This is a genomic window from Marinobacter sediminicola (assembly GCF_031157525.1).
GTDB lineage: Bacteria > Pseudomonadota > Gammaproteobacteria > Pseudomonadales > Oleiphilaceae > Marinobacter > Marinobacter sediminicola.
Window position 1 is genome coordinate 273,343 of sequence record NZ_JAVIXR010000003.1, and the last position, 17,943, is coordinate 291,285.

14 protein-coding genes and 1 pseudogene are annotated in these 17,943 nt (G+C 57.0%); 6 read left to right on the plus strand and 9 right to left on the minus strand.

Annotated features, from left to right (window positions below; all coding sequences use genetic code 11):
• Window positions 1-15: 15 nt before the first annotated feature.
• From RG807_RS06185 to RG807_RS06200, 4 genes and pseudogenes are all read left to right on the plus strand, one after another.
• Entirely contained in the window at window positions 16-1,428 is a 1,413-nt protein-coding gene (locus RG807_RS06185) for a DUF2868 domain-containing protein (RefSeq protein ID WP_309044114.1), read from the plus strand.
• On the plus strand, window positions 1,425-2,855 hold the full coding sequence (locus RG807_RS06190; protein WP_309044115.1) for a GTPase/DUF3482 domain-containing protein: 1,431 nt from the start codon (window positions 1,425-1,427) through the stop codon (window positions 2,853-2,855). Before RG807_RS06185 ends, RG807_RS06190 begins: the two co-directional genes overlap by 4 nt.
• A gap of 50 nt (window positions 2,856-2,905) precedes the next feature.
• Window positions 2,906-3,301 (plus strand): ectoine synthase, encoded by a 396-nt coding sequence (locus RG807_RS06195; protein WP_216006726.1) that lies wholly within the window; start codon window positions 2,906-2,908, stop codon window positions 3,299-3,301.
• A 6-nt stretch (window positions 3,302-3,307) separates the two neighbouring features.
• Window positions 3,308-4,495 (plus strand): annotated as a pseudogene (locus RG807_RS06200) (MFS transporter); the annotation flags it as partial.
• A gap of 135 nt (window positions 4,496-4,630) precedes the next feature.
• Here RG807_RS06200 and RG807_RS06205 read toward each other — a convergent pair.
• Entirely contained in the window at window positions 4,631-5,806 is a 1,176-nt protein-coding gene (locus RG807_RS06205) for a type III PLP-dependent enzyme (protein ID WP_309044117.1), read from the minus strand.
• Between the two features lie 335 nt (window positions 5,807-6,141).
• Between RG807_RS06205 and RG807_RS06210 the strand changes: the two genes are divergently transcribed.
• A complete protein-coding gene (locus tag RG807_RS06210) occupies window positions 6,142-8,496 on the plus strand; it encodes a fatty acid cis/trans isomerase (protein ID WP_309044118.1) in 2,355 nt (784 codons plus the stop codon).
• Window positions 8,497-8,528: 32 nt separating this feature from the next.
• On the opposite strand, the gene RG807_RS06215 is transcribed toward RG807_RS06210, so the two are convergent.
• Complete coding sequence (locus tag RG807_RS06215) at window positions 8,529-9,347, minus strand: ATP-grasp domain-containing protein (RefSeq protein WP_309044119.1); 819 nt, start codon at window positions 9,345-9,347, stop codon at window positions 8,529-8,531.
• A gap of 158 nt (window positions 9,348-9,505) precedes the next feature.
• Here RG807_RS06215 and RG807_RS06220 point away from each other — a divergent pair, with 158 nt between their 5' ends.
• Window positions 9,506-9,874: a DUF6746 family protein gene (locus RG807_RS06220; protein WP_309044120.1), complete on the plus strand. Its 369-nt coding sequence runs from the start codon at window positions 9,506-9,508 to the stop codon at window positions 9,872-9,874.
• Here RG807_RS06220 and hrpB read toward each other — a convergent pair whose 3' ends face one another.
• The 7 genes from hrpB to RG807_RS06255 all read right to left on the minus strand — a co-directional run bounded on the left by hrpB (window position 9,875) and on the right by RG807_RS06255 (window position 17,931).
• Window positions 9,875-12,373, minus strand: coding sequence for an ATP-dependent helicase HrpB (hrpB, locus tag RG807_RS06225; protein ID WP_309044231.1), 2,499 nt, complete (start codon window positions 12,371-12,373; stop codon window positions 9,875-9,877).
• 5 nt (window positions 12,374-12,378) lie between these two features.
• Window positions 12,379-13,593 carry a YbfB/YjiJ family MFS transporter gene (locus tag RG807_RS06230; RefSeq protein ID WP_309044121.1) on the minus strand — a complete coding sequence of 405 codons (1,215 nt, stop codon included), beginning with the start codon at window positions 13,591-13,593 and terminating at the stop codon, window positions 12,379-12,381.
• A 97-nt stretch (window positions 13,594-13,690) separates the two neighbouring features.
• Entirely contained in the window at window positions 13,691-14,356 is a 666-nt protein-coding gene (locus RG807_RS06235) for an SCO family protein (RefSeq protein WP_200370757.1), read from the minus strand.
• A 142-nt stretch (window positions 14,357-14,498) separates the two neighbouring features.
• A complete protein-coding gene (gene cyoE / locus RG807_RS06240) occupies window positions 14,499-15,419 on the minus strand; it encodes a heme o synthase (RefSeq protein ID WP_309044122.1) in 921 nt (306 codons plus the stop codon).
• Window positions 15,416-16,498: a COX15/CtaA family protein gene (locus tag RG807_RS06245; RefSeq protein ID WP_309044232.1), complete on the minus strand. Its 1,083-nt coding sequence runs from the start codon at window positions 16,496-16,498 to the stop codon at window positions 15,416-15,418. The genes cyoE and RG807_RS06245 overlap by 4 nt, the downstream gene beginning before the upstream one ends.
• Window positions 16,499-16,562: 64 nt before the next feature.
• The gene (locus RG807_RS06250; protein ID WP_309044123.1) at window positions 16,563-17,213 is read right to left on the minus strand and encodes a redox-active disulfide-containing membrane protein; all 651 of its coding nucleotides are present in this window, start codon (window positions 17,211-17,213) and stop codon (window positions 16,563-16,565) included.
• Window positions 17,194-17,931, minus strand: coding sequence for an SURF1 family protein (locus tag RG807_RS06255; RefSeq protein ID WP_309044124.1), 738 nt, complete (start codon window positions 17,929-17,931; stop codon window positions 17,194-17,196). Before RG807_RS06255 ends, RG807_RS06250 begins: the two co-directional genes overlap by 20 nt.
• Between the last annotated feature and the right edge of the window lie 12 nt (window positions 17,932-17,943).

A 17,943-nucleotide genomic window follows, 5' to 3' on the forward strand; every position in this document is an offset into this window, starting at 1 on the left:
TCACCGGAACCGTTCATGACTGATCACTCCCTCCGCTTGTTGCTGGATTTTGATGCCTGCGCCCAAAGAGACAAGGGCCAGGCGCCGGCATTTTTGCACCGGCGGGATCGCAAGTTTGCCCTGACCTGCGAGCAACAAGGGGTAACCCCTACCCCGAAACGCTGGCTGGCCCATATCAACCACCTGAGTGGCCCGGGTGCTGGCACGCCCCCCTCGGCGGGCACTCTGCGCTTCTGGCAGCGGATCAACAGCGGTTTCATGGTTGCGGGCACGGTGTTTGGATTAATTGCCATGATTGGCTTGCTGTTTTACGACGGTGGCCAACGCATAAACGTGACCGTTATTGTTGCCTTTGTCGCCTTTCAGCTATTACTGGCAGTAGTGACCACAGTTCAGTCTCTCGTTGGTTGGCAACCCTGGGGGGCGCTGCTCCGGCGCTTTCACAACAATCCGGAAACGACGGTTACCACCAAGCTTCAGCCAGTGCTCATGGCTCGGGCCGCGCAGCTGGGCGGGCTGTGCTTTGCCCTTGCCGGTCTCGCGACGTTACTTGTTATGGTGGTGCTGCAGGACCTGGCGTTCGGCTGGAGCACCACTCTTGAAACCGATGCCAGCCGTTATCACAGTCTGATTGCGGCGATGGCGACACCTTGGGCCGCGATTTGGCCGGCCGCTGCACCGGATTTGGCGCTTGTGGAATCCACACGTTTTTTCCGTGCCAGTGCGGGCGCGGGCAGCATGGAGCCGGCACGCTGGGGCCAGTGGTGGCCCTTTATCGCCATGCTCTGGACAACTTGGGCGCTACTGCCCCGACTTGCTCTTGCCCTTTTGTCGGGCGTATTGATAAGGCGCAAGGCTCGACAACTGCTGGCAAACCACCCAGCCAGACGGGCGTTGCTTTATCGCATGGAAACCCCGGCTCTGGATACAGGAAACGAACACAACGACGCCTCGGACTTACCGGATACACACACCCAACTCAAGCTACAACCCTTGCCGGACGCCAGCATTGTGCTGTGTTGGGCCGGCGCCGGCGACCCGGAGCTGCCGGATGCCCTTAGCAGCGGCAAAAGCCTGATTGTCAAAGCAGGTGGCCGGCTGACCCTCGAAGAAGACCGGCAAACGCTGAAGCAAGTAGCCGAGCAACTGGCACAGGAATCGGGCCGCTCCGTTATTCTGGTTGTTCGTAGTTGGGAACCACCCACCGGAGAGCTGGAAGACTTTCTGACCAGTGCAAGAGAGCTATGGCCAAAGGATGTCCGGATCGCTTTGCTGCCACTGGCCACCCACATTGAGCAGGAACCAGATGTACATCAGGTTCAGCAATGGCTGAGATTTGCCAAGCGGGCCGGGCCAGAATTTATAATGGTCAGCCTGATACCGGCTCATGGAGCAGTTCCCGGTATGAACGGGGGAGTTATGGAATGAATACAGCGCCCATTTTTGCCGTTGTAGGCCATCCCAACAAAGGAAAATCCAGTGTGGTGGCCACCCTTTCCCAGAACGATGGCATTGCCATTGCGCTGGAGCCGGGCACCACACGCAAGCGCCAGTCCTACCCACTGAGTGTGGATGGCAGGGTTCTCTACACACTGGTGGACACACCCGGCTTTCAGCGCCCCAGGCGGGTGCTCGAATGGCTTGAGGCCCACAGTGTTTCTGCATCAGACCACGGCGAAACGGTTCGTGCATTTGTTCTTCAACATCAGGGCGACAGCCGCTTCACTGACGAATGTGAACTGCTTGCACCCTTGATTGAAGGCGCGGGAATTATCTATGTGGTGGACGGCTCGGCGCCCTACAGTGCCGAGCACGAAGCCGAGATGACCATACTGCGCTGGACCGGCCAGCCTAGCCTGGCCCTGATCAACAGCATCGGGCCCGACGACTACAGCGACACCTGGCACTCCGCGCTTGGCCAGTTTTTCCAGGTTGTACGCAAGTTCGATGCGGTTCGCGCCCCATTCGAGCAACATCTCAGCTTGTTGCGTGCATTTGGACAACTTGAACCAGACTGGGAAAAGCCTCTGGATCAGGCAACACATCACCTCTCGGCCCAGCGCGAGCAGCGTCGCCACCAGGCGGCCGGCATCATAGCCAAAGCGCTGTTTGACATGATGTCGTTTCGGGAGAAGCGCACGCTAACGCTGGATCAAGTCGCGGGCACCAGCGACAGCACCCTTGCAGATCAACTCCGGCAGCGTTGGTACCAGCACCAACGCCAACGGGAACAATCTCTGCGCGTGAACATCGAGCACCTGTACCAGCATCAAAGTATCCGGCGACAAGAGGCCGAGCTGGAATGGCACAGCGACCATGACCTGTTTTCCGAAGACAGCCGCAAACACTGGGCTGTTAGCAGGCGCTATCTGGCCACAGCTGGTTTCGGTGCGGGCGCCGTCAGCGGAGCAGGGCTGGATGCCCTGACTCTGGGCTCATCACTGGGCACCGGGGCTCTGGTGGGCGGCCTGCTCGGCGCAGCCGGGAGCTATTTCTACGGCGGCAAGCTCACCCTGCCGGTACTGAATATCGGGCTGCTCCAGGACGGCCTGAAAACAGCTACGTTCGGGCCTGTGCAAGACAGCCAGTTTGGTTACGTAGTGCTGGGGCGGGCCGTGGATCATTGGTGGCACATCAGTCATCGCAACCACGCCGGCAGAGAACTACTTGATCTGCAGCCGGCCGATCATCACTGGCTTGAACGACTCGACAAAAAGAGCCGTCAAACCATCCAGAGAGCCTTGGACAAATGCCGTAAACAGCAGCCTCTGGAAGACGCTCAGCAGCAACGTTTTAACACCGCCATTGAGCAGTGCATGGCTGTTTATGACGACTGGCGGTTGAATCGCACCTGAAATGAATGTTTATACTGTAAGGCTATTCCATCAATAAACGAGGAATGCTCATGAAGATAGTACGAGTTCAGGACATCATCGGTACCGAACGTGAAGTGCACGGCCCAGGTTGGACCAGCCGTCGTATGTTGTTGAAAAAAGACGGCATGGGCTTCTCTTTCCACGAAACGATCATCCCTGCCGGTGCTGAGCTGAACCTGTGGTACAAGCACCACCTGGAAGCGGTTTACTGCGTAGCCGGCAATGGCAGCATTACCGATAAAGCCACCGGTGAAACCCATCAGATCTCCGACGGCACGCTATACGCCCTCGACAAGCACGATCAGCACACCCTTCGCGGCGGCACTGAAGACATGCGCTTAATCTGCTCGTTTAACCCGCCTGTAACCGGGCAGGAAGTACACGACGAAGACGGCGCCTACCTGCCGGATACCAGCGAAGACTAATCTTACTTGTCCAGAGCTGAACACCCCGCGCCATCCACATCGCCATCGACAGCAAGCCTGCTGCCGGTGGCGGTTTTACTTTGGCTGGCCGGGGTCTACCTGCGCATTCCCATACTGGTTGCGCCACCGCTGGCACCGTTTATCGGTGACGAACTGGCATTGTCTCAGACCTTAACCGGTGCCCTGACCACACTGCCCATCCTTATGCTAGCCATAGGCTCCATGCCTGGCTCACTATTCATTTCCCGCATAGGCCCACGCAACACACTGGCACTGGCCATGCTCATTATGGTCATCGGCTCCGCAGGCCGTGGGTTGGCACCCGACACCATCACCTTAATGCTCACCAGCGCCGTGATGGGTGTAGGCATAGCCATGATGCAGCCAGCTTTACCAGCACTGCTTCCACGCTGGCTGGAGCCCAAAAACCTGGCACTCGGCTCAGCCATCTACATGAACGGCATGCTGATGGGCGAATTCATCGGCGCAGGAATCACCCTGCCGGTCATCATGCCGCTACTGGACAACAGCTGGCGCGCAACCATGCTGGTATGGTCATTACCCGCACTGCTGGTCACCGCAGCCCTGTTCCTGCCCAAACGCGACCTGGCAAGACCTACCCGAAAAGTCGCCTGGCTACCCGACTGGAAAAACCCACTAACACTTAAACTGGGCTTATTACTCGGCGTATCCGGCTCCCTGTTTTTCGGCGTAAACGCCTACCTCGCGGCATTACTGGAACAAAGAGGAGAGTTCGACAACCTCACCGAAGCCCTGTTCTGGTACAACTTCGCTCAGGTGATTGCTTCGCTATTGATGCTGAAAATGGCCCGCTACTGGGTAGGAAGAAAAGCCCCACTGCTCATCATGCTGATACTCAGCCTGCTGGGAACAATCGGGTTATTGGTGTTTACAGGATGGTGGGCAATCGCCAGCGCAACGTTCATGAGCTTCACGGCGGGCATATTGCTGATCATGATGGTGGCGTTACCGCCGCTTCTGGTACCCGCCAACGAAACCGGCAGACTGTCCGCCGGCAACTTTCTTGTCGGCTATACCATAGCCTTCGCCGTACCCATGCTGGGCGGCGTACTTTCTGATTGGACCGGCGACATACGACACGCCATAGCAGTAATGATTGCCTACGGAGTTCTGGTTTCTCCATTGGCAATCAAACTAAACCTGGAGCGACAGTAAAGCTCAGCCTGCTAGCGTTGGTGCAGGGCCTGGGCGCGGGGTGTCTTTTCCTCTGGGAAAAACAACTCGCTGCGCTCAGACATCTTTTTCCCGGCGGAAAAGACACCCCACACCCTGGCCTTCTGACTTTGGTTAGATGTAGTAATCCTTTAATGGGGGGAACCCATTAAACTCCACGGCACTGTAGGTTGTTGTATAGGCTCCAGTGGACAGCCAGTACATGCGATCACCGATAGCCAGATTCAGTGGCAGCGGGTATTTGTGGTGCTCGTACATAATGTCCGCACTGTCACAGGTCGGGCCCGCAATAACACAGTCTTCGCCTTCACCTTTCTTATCCGTCCAGATTGGAAACTTGATCGCTTCATCCAGCGTCTCGATCAGACCATTAAACTTGCCCACATCCGTAAACACCCAACGGTGCAGCGCTGTACGGGATTTACGGGCGATCAAAACCACCTCGCTCACCAGAACACCGGCGTTGGAAATCAACGAACGACCGGGCTCGATAATGATTTCCGGGAGATCATCGCCAAAGTCTTCCTTCAGGAAGCGAGTAATTTCAGAGGCGTATACACCCAACTCGTTGGTCCGGTTGATGTAGTTAGCCGGAAAACCACCGCCCATATTGATCATTTTCAATTCGATGCCGTCTTCTTCTTTCAATCGCTCGAAAATGACCTTTACCTTGTTCAGTGCCGAGTCCCAGGCACCAATTTCACGCTGCTGGGAGCCCACGTGGAAGGACACACCGTAAGGCACCAGGCCAAGATCGCGGGCCAGAATCAGCAGGTCCATGGCCATGTCATTCTCACAGCCAAACTTCCGGGAAAGAGGCCAATCTGCTGTTTGCGTGCCATCGGTCAGAACACGCACGTAAATCTTCGAGCCAGGCGCCGCCTTGGCAATGTTACGCAAATCCGCCTCGGAGTCCGTGGCGAACATACGAACACCCTTCTCATAAAAAGTGCGAATGTCCCGCGCCTTTTTTATGGTGTTGCCGTAGCTGATCCGATCGCCGGTCACGCCCAGCCCCATCACCTTTTCCAACTCATACACCGACGCGATATCAAAGCTCGCACCCTTGTCCCGCAGCATGGTCAGAACCTGCGGAGCCGGGTTGGCTTTCACTGCGTAATACACGTTCGCGTAAGGAAAACCTTCCACCAACTCGTCGTACTGACGATTAATAGTGGCGGTATCAATCACCACAAAGGGTGTTTCCTTGGTATCCGCAAACGCCTTGATGCGCTCAAAGGTCTCGGCAGTGTAGTAATCGGCGATGTTAGCGTTGGCTGACTCGGTCATGGATGGTGGTCCCCCCAGGGGTAATAAAGCAATATTCAATAACGGGAACCAAACCAAAATTGGCCCCCTGCAATGGGCGCGATAATCAGGCTTTTCCCACCCCACAGATATGAGCACATCTACCCATAATTTGTACAGCGACCTGCTCTCAAGAATGGCCGTCAGGTCGAGTAGCCGGGGCCCTTTCTGTCGGGAAAAGATGTCTGAGCGCAGCGAGTTGTTTTTCCCAGAAGAAAGGGCCCCGGCTACTCGGCCTCCCCCCAAATGAAGAGGCCTTAGCGAACACCTATTCAACCGTCTATAATTCACAAAACTCAAACGACTACAGGCCCCCAATGGCGAGAATCATCTCTGCAGCGCTCCTGGCCCTGCTATTTCTGGCAGGCTGCGCCGAAAACACCACGCCGCCCACATTCAAACAGGCACTGCCCACTGCAACTCAACAACCCGTCAGCTTCAACGACGACGTTCGTCCCATTGTCGAAGCCAAGTGCCTGGCCTGCCATAGCTGCTTTGACGCCCCTTGCCAGCTCAAGATGGAGTACTCCGACGGCCTGATTCGTGGTGCCCACAAAAATCCGGTTTACAACGGCGCTCGTTTTGACCCCCAGCAAACCACACGCCTGGGCATTGATGCCCATACCGAACAACAATGGCGAGAGATGGGCTTTTACTCCGTGCTGGCGAGAGGCGACCAAACCCGCAGCCTGTTCGAGAACATGATTCGCCTGGGCAAACAGTATGAGTTTGCGCCCAACAGCAAACTGCCCGACAACATCGAACTGGGCCTGTCCCGCGCTAACCAGTGTGTCAGCAACGAAGATTTCTCCGACTACGCCAGCGACCATCCCTATGAAGGCATGCCACTGGCCGTTACCGGCCTCACCGACGACGAATACGCCACACTCACTGGCTGGATTAATCAGGGTGGCGCTATCAGCCCATTGGTTACCAAGCCGAATGACACTGAGCTGAATCACATCAACCGCTGGGAAGCCTGGCTTAATGATCGTAGCCCCCGCCAGCAATTGATCAGCCGCTGGATTTACGAACATCTTTATCTGGCGCACCTGTACTTTGAGGATGAGGGCGCAGATACCCGCTTCTTTGAAATTGTGCGCTCCCACACCGTGCCGGGCACACCCGTTGATATAATTGCGACCCGACGCCCCAACGACGACCCCGAAGGCCCAGTGTATTACCGCCTGCGCCCGGTTGCCGGCAGCATTGTGCACAAACGCCACATTACCTTCGCATTCGGGGAGAAGCCGTTTGAACGCACCCGGGAGCTGTTTTACGCCGACGACTGGCAAGTAGACGCCCTGCCGGACTACAGCCGGGATAGTCGCGCCAACCCGTTTGTGACCTTCGCAGACATACCGGCAAAAGCCCGCTACCAGTTCATGCTGGATAACGCAGAGTATTTCACACGCACCTTCATTCGCGGGCCGGTATGCCGCGGCCAGATTGCCACCGACGTGATCCGGGATCACTTTTGGGTTAGCTACCACGATCCGGAAGACGATCTTTACGTAACCGATGCGGAGTATCGCGACAAGGTAAGCCCATTACTGGCTCTGCCTGGTCAGGACAGCGCACTGCTGGATCTGGGGGACAACTGGCTCACCTATCAAGGCAAACGCAACCGCTACCATGAACTGCGAAATCAGGCCTACCGAGAGGCTTACCCAAAAGGTGCCTCCCTCGACCATATCTGGGATGGCGACGGCTACAATACCAACGCCCTGTTAACGGTGTTCCGCCACCACAATAATGCCTCAGTACAGAGGGGGCTCATCGGCCAAGTGCCGTTAACCAGTTGGTGGATGGATTACCCGCTGCTTGAACGCACCTATTACGAACTGGTGGTGAACTTCGACGTGTTCGGCAATGTGGCCCACCAAGTCCAAACGCGCCTCTACTTTGACCTGATCCGAAACGGCGGTGAACAGGACTACCTCAGGCTGATACCGCCAAGGGAACGCAATCGGGTTTTGCGTAATTGGTATCAGGATTCAGGTTCGCTAAAACTGGATTACAGCTACGCCAGCATGAACGATACGGCCCCCTCACAGGTGCCCTATGTCACTTCGGCTTTCAATGAAGAGCTGGGCGCTCGCATGCTGTTAAAATTCCACGAACTGAATGCCGAACGGGATGACCCTATCAACCGCTGTGGCGGCAGTGACTGTGGCCGAAAAGACGAACCAGAGTGGATTCGGGAAGCCGATCAGGTGCTGTCTGAGTTAGCTGCTACCCGGGCCGAATTCCTCCCTGCAATCAACTACGTGCCAGACGTTACCTTTTTGCGGGTTCACAACGGAGACGGGCAGCGCACGGTTTACACGGTTATCCGCGACCGCGCCCACAGCAATGTCGCCTTCCTGCTGGGAGAAGATTCACGCTACCAGCCGGAGAACGACAAGCTGACCATCTACCCGGGAATCATCGGCAGCTACCCCAACTTCATCTTCGACATTCCCGCCGCGCAGCTCGGCTTGTTCAAAGACCGGATGAAGGCCCTGAAGGCTGAGGAACCAAAAGCGTTTGAATCTCTGGTGAGCGTATGGGGCGTACGCCGCACCCACCGGCAGTTCTGGGAAATTCTTCACGACATTACCGCCTGGCACCGTGAGCACCAGCCCCTGCAGGCAGGAATTTTCGACATTAACCGTTACAAAAACCTGTAACCCTTTAGCTGTCTAACTCTCTAACCCAGGGCTCAAACCGCCACAGGGTGGAATGGCGCGGGGGTGTTAGAACCACCGGGGTCTCGGGGCTCACTCTGCTGTTGCAGGTATTCCAGAATCGCATCTTTCAGATCGCTGCCCTGGCCCAGCCCCTGATTACCGAATAAACGGTTGAATTCCAGTACAAACGGATAGCCCTCTACCAGGGCAATATCGAATCCCGCGTGATCCACTTCCAGTTCCCGGGCCAGACGCAGGGCGAGATCAGTCATCACCGCAGGTACCGGGCTGTTATCGATCTTGCCGCCCTTCGATACATTGTTGTAAAAACCCTGATCCGCCTGGGTGCGCCAATAGGCTGTCACAACCTTATCGCCCACCACCACAATGCGCGCATCGCGATCCAGCGGCAGGTACTCCTGAACGTAGAGAACCTCGGTGCGATCGCAGTATTTATGCCAATCGTCACGGGTTTCAATCAGCCACACACCTTCGCCCATGCTGGCTTTTGGCAGCTTTGCCACAAAGGGCAGCGCCATAACACTCCAGATATGCTCGCGCTCCTCCGGGCCATTAGCCTCGATGATGGTCCAGGGGATATGCTCCGGCGCGACCGCCTCAAACGCCCGGGTCATTTCCACTTTGTCGTGGCCAATGCGGTAGCTGGCAACACTGGGGAACACGCGGCATTTCAAGCCATGTACCAGCGCATTGAGCTGCCAGTATTCGGGGAATAGCACCCAGTCTGCATTGCGCAGCAGTTCTTTATGGCGCAGGTAATTCTCCGGTTTCAATACTGTCGTATCCGGAAAGCCAAGTGTGCGGAAAATATTAAATGATACGAAATTCATGGGCGGGATCGCGCTGAGTGAAGTGGGCAATTTTTAAGCAGTTTTACCTTGGGCGCAAGTTTTTTTGTGGGCTAAATTGACGGTGGTCATGGTTTTCAGCAACGCAACTGATAATAATTCGCATTACATTATGCGTTAACTTACCACGGAGCTTTACCATGACAATTGTTCGCCAGTTTACCGCCGTAGCCGCCTCCCTGCTGATCGCTGTGCCCGCATTTGCCGGCGACAGCAGCCACTTCAAAGGCCAGCCAGCAAACACTCTTGAGCAGGCCGTTGCCAACTTCTCCGAGTACAACAACAAGCTGGAAAAAGTGCTGGCCGGTGAACTGACTCCGGAAGCCATGAACGAAGTGCACCAGCTCACCTACACTCTTGAAAATGCCCTGCAGAAGCTGGATGACGAAATTGATGCGCTTGAGGACACCCTTGAGAAAGTCCACAAGGCCTCCGAGCATGCGGATCCTGATACCGTGCGCACGGCTGGCGAACAGTACCTCAGCAACAGCCGGAAGATGATCAAGTAGTTATTGGCGGGGCTTTCGTTTAACGCCCTGCTGGGCAACAGCGGTTAGCGGGTCTTCTGGCCAGGGATGTTTGGGGTAGCGGCCACGGGTGTCTTTGCGCACCTGGGGGTAAACGTTAACCCAAAAGCTGGCCAGATCCGCCGTGACTGCCAGCGGCCTCTGGGCCGGGGAAAGCAGGTGAATCAGCACTGGCATCTTGCCACCAGCAACTGTCGGCGTAGTGATCCAACCAAACAGGGCCTGCAACTTGGCCGCCAATACTGGGCCATTCTCCGCGGTGTAATCCAGGGTAACGGAGCTGCCGGTGGGAATGGTCAGGCTGGTTGGAGCCAGTTCCCCCAGCTGCTGCTGTTGAGGATAGTCCAGCAAGCTGCTCAGGGCATTCTGAAGGTTCAGTTTAGCCAGATCAGACCAGCGGCTGATGCCGCTCAGGAAGGGCCCAAGCCATTCTTCCAGAGAGTCTGTCAGGGCTTGATCACTGACATCCGGCCACTGCCCGGGAAAATGCCTGGCCAGTAAAGCGACTCGCGCCTGCCACTGCCGGGCAGCAGGCGTCCAAGGCAGGTTATCCAGCCCTCTGCGCCGAACGGCGGCGAGTATGCCCTGCTGAATCAGTTCCGGCGAGGGTTTTGCCAGCGGTTTCTCACCGAGGAGTAACGCCCCCAGTCGGCGCGTTTTGCGGGCGATTACTGTGCCACGTTTATCATCCCATTCCGCTTCATCCTGCTCACGAATATGGGCCGCAAGATCGGCTTTAAGCGTCATCAGGTCCACCGGGGCCGCCAGATAAATCCTTGCTTCTCTGGCCTTGCCGTCCAGGTCTGCGGCCACCAGCCATTCGTGCCGCGCCAGCCCATCGTCGTCTCGCAGAAGTGCGCCTTTGCCGTTGCTGAGCTGGTAGCGTGGTGTATCTCCGGGGCGGCGTTTGCCGATACGGTCCGGGTAAGCGAGCGCCAATAAACGCCCCACTTCCGTGGCCGTTGGCATGAGTTCCTGTTCGTTTTTCCCATGGTCACCAGACGCTGACAAACGCTTGGCCTGCTGACGCAGCGCCTGCAGCCGATGCGGATCTATACGTTGAGAACCTCGTTCTCCACGGAGGGCGCGAATGCGTTCATGCATGTCGGCACCGGCACCCGGGCCCAGCAAGTCCCTGTCTTCCAGTAACGCGGCCAGCTCCGCCGCCAGCTTGCCCAGCCCAAGCGATCGCCCGAGTATAACCATGTGCGCCAACCTGGGGTGAATGCCCAAGGCCCGAGCTGACTTGCCGTGCTCAGTGATTGCGCCTTCATCATCCAGCATGTCCAGCCACTGCAGAAGTTCCACCGCTTGCTGCCAATGGGCGGGTGGGGGCGGGTCAATCCATACCAGGTTATCCGGCGTTCTGGCGCCCCACTGCGCCAATTCGAGCACCAGTGGCGCCAGATCGGCTTCGCGAATCTCCGGTGGTGTGAATTCCGCCAGCCCGAACTGTTCCGACTCACTCCATAGCCGGTAACACACACCCGGCTCCACCCGGCCCGCACGACCTTTGCGTTGCTCTGCGGAGGCTTTGGAAACCCGACCTGTAATCAACCGTGTCATTCCACTATTTGGGTCAAACACAGCACGGCGCTGCTGGCCGCTGTCCACCACCACCCGCACGCCTTCAATGGTCAGACTGGTTTCTGCGATGGCGGTTGCCAGCACGACTTTGCGAGTGCCCTCTGCAGCCGGCGCAATAGCCTGGTCCTGCTCTGCCGCTTTCAGGTTGCCGAACAGAGGCGCGATGACAACGTTCGAGGCCACCTGCCCGGCCAACGCTTGAGCCACCCGGTGAATCTCTCCTGCGCCCGGCAGGAACACCAGCACTGAGCCTGGCTGCTGCGCCAGAGCTTCGGTAACCACCGCCACGACTTGGTCCAACAGCCTTGGGTAGCGCTGCGTGCTTGGCACCGGGCGATAGAACACTTCCACAGGAAAGGCTCGCCCTTCGCTGCTTAATACGGGTACATCGCCGAGCAGGCGGGCAATGGGGGCGGTGTCCAGTGTGGCGGACATCACCAACACTCGCAGATCTTCCCTTAGCGCTTCTTGTGTCTCTCGCACCAGTGCCAGCCCGAGATCGGCCTGAAGGGAGCGTTCGTGGAATTCATCGAAGAGCACAGCGGCGTACTCTTCCAGCATGGGATCGCTCTGGATCAGCCGGGTGAGTATGCCTTCGGTCACAACCTCTATGCGTGTCAGGCCAGATATTTTGGTGTCCAGGCGCGTGCGGTAACCAATAGTTTGCCCGGGCTGCTCACCCAGCCGCGATGCCATGAATCTGGCCGCGGAACGAGCTGCCAAACGCCGGGGTTCAAGCATCAGGATTTTACGGCCTTGCAGCCAAGGTTCAGCCAGCAGTGCCAAGGGTACCCGCGTAGTTTTACCTGCGCCCGGGGGTGCCTGCAGCAGGGCCGTGGTGGCTTGCTGCAGGGTGTGTTTTAGCTCTGGGAGGATGTGGTCTATTGGGAGCACGGCTATCAATCGTGCGGAATTGTTCTTGCGTGCCAAGCTTCAGGCCTTGGAACAAAAAACACAAAAAGTAATCCGAAAACCAGCGCCCCGACACCTATGCCGAAAGCGGATACCAGAGTGCCGCCGGCGTCGAGCCACTGTTTGGTTAGCCAAGGACCAGCCATTTGGGTGAACCCGTAGAGGGCGACCATGGCTGCAGACAACCGGGGCCCTTGATGTGGATGCAGGGCACGCCCAAGCCGCTGGGTGAGCAGCACCGTTCCCAGAAACGTGCTTCCTACCAGTGCTGCACATAACAGCAGGCCTAGGGCGCCGGGCACGATAACGGCTGCCAGCACACCCGCAAGCTGAATCAGGAAATTCAGCTTCAACGCAGGTATATCGCCCATTTTCGTGCCCAGCTTATTCCACACCCAGGCGGCAGGAATTGTGCACAAGGCTACGATTAGCCAGGCCCCATCAAGCAGCCAGTGTTCGGCGTCGAGCTCGAGCTTTGCCAGCAGTGGCAGAAAGGTCATGGGAAGGATGTAACCCAGACCTGCGCCCGCGTACGACAGAAACAGAGGAATGCTGGCGCGATCGATTAACGGGGTTTTGGCTTTCACTTTGCCATCATTGCCAGGCACCTGATCTGGCACGTCGAGCTTTATCAAGCGGCGAGCGCCCCAAATGGCCAAAGGAATGGATGCCAGAGCCACTGGCCACCAGCGTGCAGCACCTTCCAGCCAATCTGCAGTGCCGGTAACGAGTCCACTGGAGAGTAGCAAGCCCAGCCCCACCCCAACGTAGACCAACCCACTCATGCTCGAACGGTTGCGCAGCACCAACCATTCCAGAATCAATGCAGGTGCCTGCACGAAAACGACTCCGTTAGCGACACCATTCAACCAGCGGGCGGTGGAGATGGCTGTCAGGTTGTCCGTTTGGGTAACGAAGATCGTGGTTATAACGTGAACGATGAGAAACGCGGGCAGCAAAATGCGGATATGGCTAACTCTATGCCAACGAATCGCCAGCATGGCACCCATCAGATAGCCTAAATAGTTCCAGGTGGCGATTGCTGCGCCTTCCGGCGCGGTGAGCTGGCCGTCGTCGATCAGGTAGGGCAACAGCGGGGTGTAAACAAAGCGGCCCAGTGTGTGCACAACCATAAGCACAATGGCACCCGCAGCCAGAACGCTAAAGAGTTCTTTCAGAGTTGTGGTGTTCTGCTTGTACATACTGTCGGTTCCGGCGAGTGCATTTTCAGCCGGGCAGTCTATGCGAGTCGCGCCGCTATGTCAGTCTGACCTTAGCAGAACAGGCTGCTTATCCGCCTCAGGTGCGCGGGATTTCACTGTTGGCTTTAGCCCAAATGTAGATACGCTCAAAGGCTTCCGCCAGCTGTTCCGGGTTATGGGGTGGCTGAATCAATGCCGCCAGCTGGCCGTCGGGATTCACCAACGCAAAATGCCCACTGTGATCTACAAGCAGCTCACCGTCGACGTCTCGGTGTACAAACACGGCACTCAAACTTTGCGCCAGTGCACGCAATGTTTCCAGATCTCCAGTCAGGCCGTGAAAGTCTTCGCCGAAAAACCCGGTATAGGCTTTCAGTTTTTCAGGCGTGTCGTGTTCAGGGTCGGCAGTGACCAGCAGGTAATCCGGCTGGGGCAAGTCTTTCGAAAGTAGCTTGTCGGTGCGTCGCAGGTTCGCCATGGCCGCCGGGCAGATATCCGGGCAGTTGGTGTAGCCAACAAAAGCAAAGGTCCACTTACCCTGGAGACTCTCACGGGTGACGGTTTCGCCGTTTTCGTTCGTTAGCGTGAACTCGACAAGTGGCCGCGGTTGGTCATAAACATAGGTGTTCATTTCAGCCAGATCCGGAGCAGGCGTGGGCTCCCCGCTGTCCACCAGGAATACCTGCCGACCAATAACCAGGCCAAATACGAGTACCACCAACAACAGAAGTACAAACAGCGTGACCTTCAATGAACGATTCATTATTACTCCTAATGGCAAACTCTACGGTAACGCAGCGACAGTAGGAGGGATGCCTTTTCTGCAGGGAAAAAGATGTCTGAGCGCAGCGAGTTGTTTTTCCCGGAAGAAAAGGCATCCCTCCTGCTGGCGCGTCTGCACCAAGTCAGAAAAACACGTAGTGGTCTACAAGGAGTACCACAAACAGGGCCATCAGGTAAGTGATGGAGTATTTGAAGGTGTTAAGTGCCACTCGGCGGTCATCACCTTTTAGCAAGCGTATTGCGTACTGGAGGAAGCGTAGGCCAAGAGCGAGCGCGCCAGCGAGATATATCCAGCCGGACATACCTGTGACGAAAGGTAGCAGGCTGACTGCCAACAGCATCAGGGTGTAGAGCAGAATGTGTAGTTCAGTAAACTTATTACCATGGGTGACCGGCAACATGGGAATGCCGGCTTTGGCGTATTCCTCTTTACGGTGAATAGCCAGGGCCCAGAAGTGCGGGGGCGTCCAGGCGAAGATGATGAGAACGAGCAACAGGGCATGGCCTTCTACCTGGCCAGTTACTGCTGTCCAGCCGAGCAATGGCGGCATGGCGCCGGCGAGGCCACCGATGGTGATGTTTTGGGGCGTTGCCCGTTTCAGGAACAGTGTATAAACGCCGGCATAACCTACCAGAGAGGCCAAAGTGAGCCATGCGGTGAGATGGTTCACCTGCCACATCAATACCACCATGCCTACGCTGGCCAGCAGTGTAGCGAACACTATGGCTTCTACCGGAGAGATTTTACCGGTAGCCACAGGGCGCTTGCGGGTTCGGGCCATTACGGTATCTATTTTCTGGTCGACCACGTGGTTGACCACGGCGGCAGCGCCGGCAAGAAAGGCTATGCCCAGGTTGCCCCATATCAGCACGCTCAGGCTGGGCAGGCCGGAAGTGGCCAAGAGCATGCCAATGGCGGATGTCAGGATCATCAAGGCCACTACGTTGGGCTTGGTCAGCTCCAGATAATCTCGCCAGGATATGGCGCGTGCGGATTGGCTGGTTGGGTTGCGGGCCGGCAGTACGTCCACTTGCTCACTCATGCCGTAATCTCCTGATGCATTATTGTTGTATGTGTTGCTCTTGCAGCATGTGCCTGGGGCAGCAGATTGTGCTGCCAGATCAGGTATATCACCGATAGCAGCAGCCCGGCGCCCATGGCGTTGTGAGCCACTGCAATCGGCAGGGGAATATGGAAAGCAATGTTGGCGAGCCCCAGGGTGATCTGGGCCACCAGCGCTGCAGAAACAAGCAGTACCGGGCGGCGCAGTTCGCGACTGGCGCTTCTACGCCAGATCAGGGTCAGCAAAACAGCGAAATACCCCAGAACCACCAGAGCACCAACTCTGTGGGTTACGTGTATGGCTACCCGGCCATGGGCTGTGAGTTGCCCACCCAGATAGTTGGGGCCCACATGCTGGGTTATATCGAAGCCATGCTGGAAGTCCATATCCTTTGGCCACCACTCACCCTGACAGGTGGGCAAGTCGGTACAGGCGACGGCCGCATAGTTGGCTGCCGTCCAGGCCCCCAAGGCAATTTGCAGAATAACCAGCAACAAGCCGCCATAGAGCCAGGGGCGGAGTTTCGCGATGTGGGGCCTTGGCGCCGAGGGGTTCGGGTTCTCTTCGGGGGCGATGTTGGCCTGTGTTGCAGAGAACTTTCTTAGCCGCAGCACCAGCAAGGTGAGCAAGCTCAAGGTGGTAAAGCCGCCAAGAAGGTGCAGCGCGACCACTTGAGGCCAGAGCTTCAAGGTAACCGTCCACATTCCAAACGCACCCTGCAGCAGAATAAACCCTGCAATGAACAGAGGCAGTTTGAAAGGCACACCGCTGCGGCGCTTTCGCACGGCGCTTGCTGCCAGCCCGAACACCACCAGCCCCAAGGTGCCAGCGGCATACCGGTGGATCATTTCCGGCCAGCCTTTAGCTACATCCACCGGCGTGTCCGGGAACCGGGCATTAGCGATGGCTATATGCGACTCACTTTGAGGCACGGTTATGAAGCCATAACACCCGGGCCAGTCGGGGCAACCCAGCCCGGCATCCACCAGCCGGGTCCAGGCGCCCAGCATGATGACGACAATGGCGAGAAGCACTGAGAAAGTCGCCCAGTTTGCCATGGCTTTGGCGTTAGGCTGGTTGCCGGTAAACAGATGCGTCAAGGTAACTCCTCCGGGCTAAGGCTCAGCCCACCTGTGACAGTTTGAGCAGGTGCTTCAAATCTTTGAGCATGTCCTTACCAGAATTCTCGGGGCCGTAATGCATCATCACATTGCCAAAGGGGTCGATGAGCAGGATGCGCGGCTCACTTTCCGGATTGATTCCAGCAGGCCAGGCAGGTGTTTTGCCGGGTACAGGCCTCAGGCGTTCCATCAAACGGTACTCGGTTGGCCAGCGTGCCGCTAGACCACCGGTAATTCCGCCTAAAACGGCGGCTCTCGATACTCGGTTAGCATTTTTCCCCAAGGCAATATTAGCTTGTCGCGCGAGGTAGAGCAGTTCTTCGCAGCGGGTGTCGCATTCGCCCGCGGCAACCACAAGCAACCACTGAGGATCTGCTTTACCAGCGACAAACCGATTGGCCAGCGGCTCGCCCGAAAGCGTCTCAAGGTTGAGCGCGGCCACAGGCACCGTCGGGCTGATCAGCGCCCCGTGATTAGTATGCCCTGCGGGATTCAGCCAGCCGGTGTAGAACATAATGGTGGCCAGAATCATTGGCCCGAATCCCAGGGCAAACAACAACATGGCTGTACGTCGGCCCCTGCGAACTTGCTCGGGGGTTGGGCCTTCTTTTTCTTCTTGCTGTGGTAACCCGTTAACCATTGTCATTGTCATTATTGGTTCCTGTCTTTCGATAACTCGCCGCTACACTCAATATAGTCAGCACCAGTGCAAGCGCAAACCATTGTGTCGCATATCCGTAGTGGGTTTGTGGCCCCATGAGGTCTGGTTCCCAATCCGCACGATAGGCGCCAGGCTGCTCGCTGCTTGCAAGCCGGATAATAGCACCAGGCAACTCGGGGATTTCAGCTCTTGCGACCGACCCGGGTAATGCCTGCACTCTGCGGGGCCAATGTTCGTCAGTTGCTGACTTTGAAGACAGTACCGGCGGTTCCGGGTAAGGGCCTATCCGTCCGGTTAAGCTGAAGACACCTTCGGGAGGGCTGATATCCGGCAATTCATTTCGCGTTCTCGGTGCCCCGACCCAGCCTCTGTTAACCAGAACCGCAGGGCCTTGCAGAGGGTAAAACACCGTCAGAACCTCGTAACCTGCAATGCCATCGCGGGTTCGGTTATCCAGCAACCAGCTGCGCTCGTCGTAAAGCCCGGAAAGCGTAACAGGCCTGCCGCTTTCAAGCCCACTGGCCACCTGTTCCAGCCAATCAAGATCCTGTGCTTCTTGCTGCCACTGCTCAAGCAGAACCTGCTTTTCCTCGGCCCGGTTCAGTTGCCAGATACCCAAGCCAATAAGCAGCGGCAAAAAGGCGCCTGTAAACACCATCAACCGCCAGTTCAGCTGCCATTTTCGAGAGTTTTGTTTTGCCTCAGCCATGGTCTGCTATAG

Bases quoted from the DNA above. Each gene is read 5' to 3' on its own strand.
- RG807_RS06205 (WP_309044117.1), bottom strand. From the start codon at position 5,806: ATGACCGAGTCAGCCAACGCTAACATCGCCGATTACTACACTGCCGAG.
- RG807_RS06245 (WP_309044232.1), bottom strand. From the start codon at position 16,498: ATGGCAAACTGGGCGACTTTCTCAGTGCTTCTCGCCATTGTCGTCATC.
- RG807_RS06185 (WP_309044114.1), top strand. From the start codon at position 16: ATGACTGATCACTCCCTCCGCTTGTTGCTGGATTTTGATGCCTGCGCC.
- RG807_RS06220 (WP_309044120.1), top strand. From the start codon at position 9,506: ATGACAATTGTTCGCCAGTTTACCGCCGTAGCCGCCTCCCTGCTGATC.
- RG807_RS06190 (WP_309044115.1), top strand. From the start codon at position 1,425: ATGAATACAGCGCCCATTTTTGCCGTTGTAGGCCATCCCAACAAAGGA.
- RG807_RS06250 (WP_309044123.1), bottom strand. From the start codon at position 17,213: ATGACAATGACAATGGTTAACGGGTTACCACAGCAAGAAGAAAAAGAA.
- RG807_RS06230 (WP_309044121.1), bottom strand. From the start codon at position 13,593: ATGTACAAGCAGAACACCACAACTCTGAAAGAACTCTTTAGCGTTCTG.
- RG807_RS06195 (WP_216006726.1), top strand. From the start codon at position 2,906: ATGAAGATAGTACGAGTTCAGGACATCATCGGTACCGAACGTGAAGTG.
- RG807_RS06255 (WP_309044124.1), bottom strand. From the start codon at position 17,931: ATGGCTGAGGCAAAACAAAACTCTCGAAAATGGCAGCTGAACTGGCGG.
- RG807_RS06235 (WP_200370757.1), bottom strand. From the start codon at position 14,356: ATGAATCGTTCATTGAAGGTCACGCTGTTTGTACTTCTGTTGTTGGTG.
- RG807_RS06215 (WP_309044119.1), bottom strand. From the start codon at position 9,347: ATGAATTTCGTATCATTTAATATTTTCCGCACACTTGGCTTTCCGGAT.
- cyoE (WP_309044122.1), bottom strand. From the start codon at position 15,419: ATGAGTGAGCAAGTGGACGTACTGCCGGCCCGCAACCCAACCAGCCAA.
- RG807_RS06210 (WP_309044118.1), top strand. From the start codon at position 6,142: ATGGCGAGAATCATCTCTGCAGCGCTCCTGGCCCTGCTATTTCTGGCA.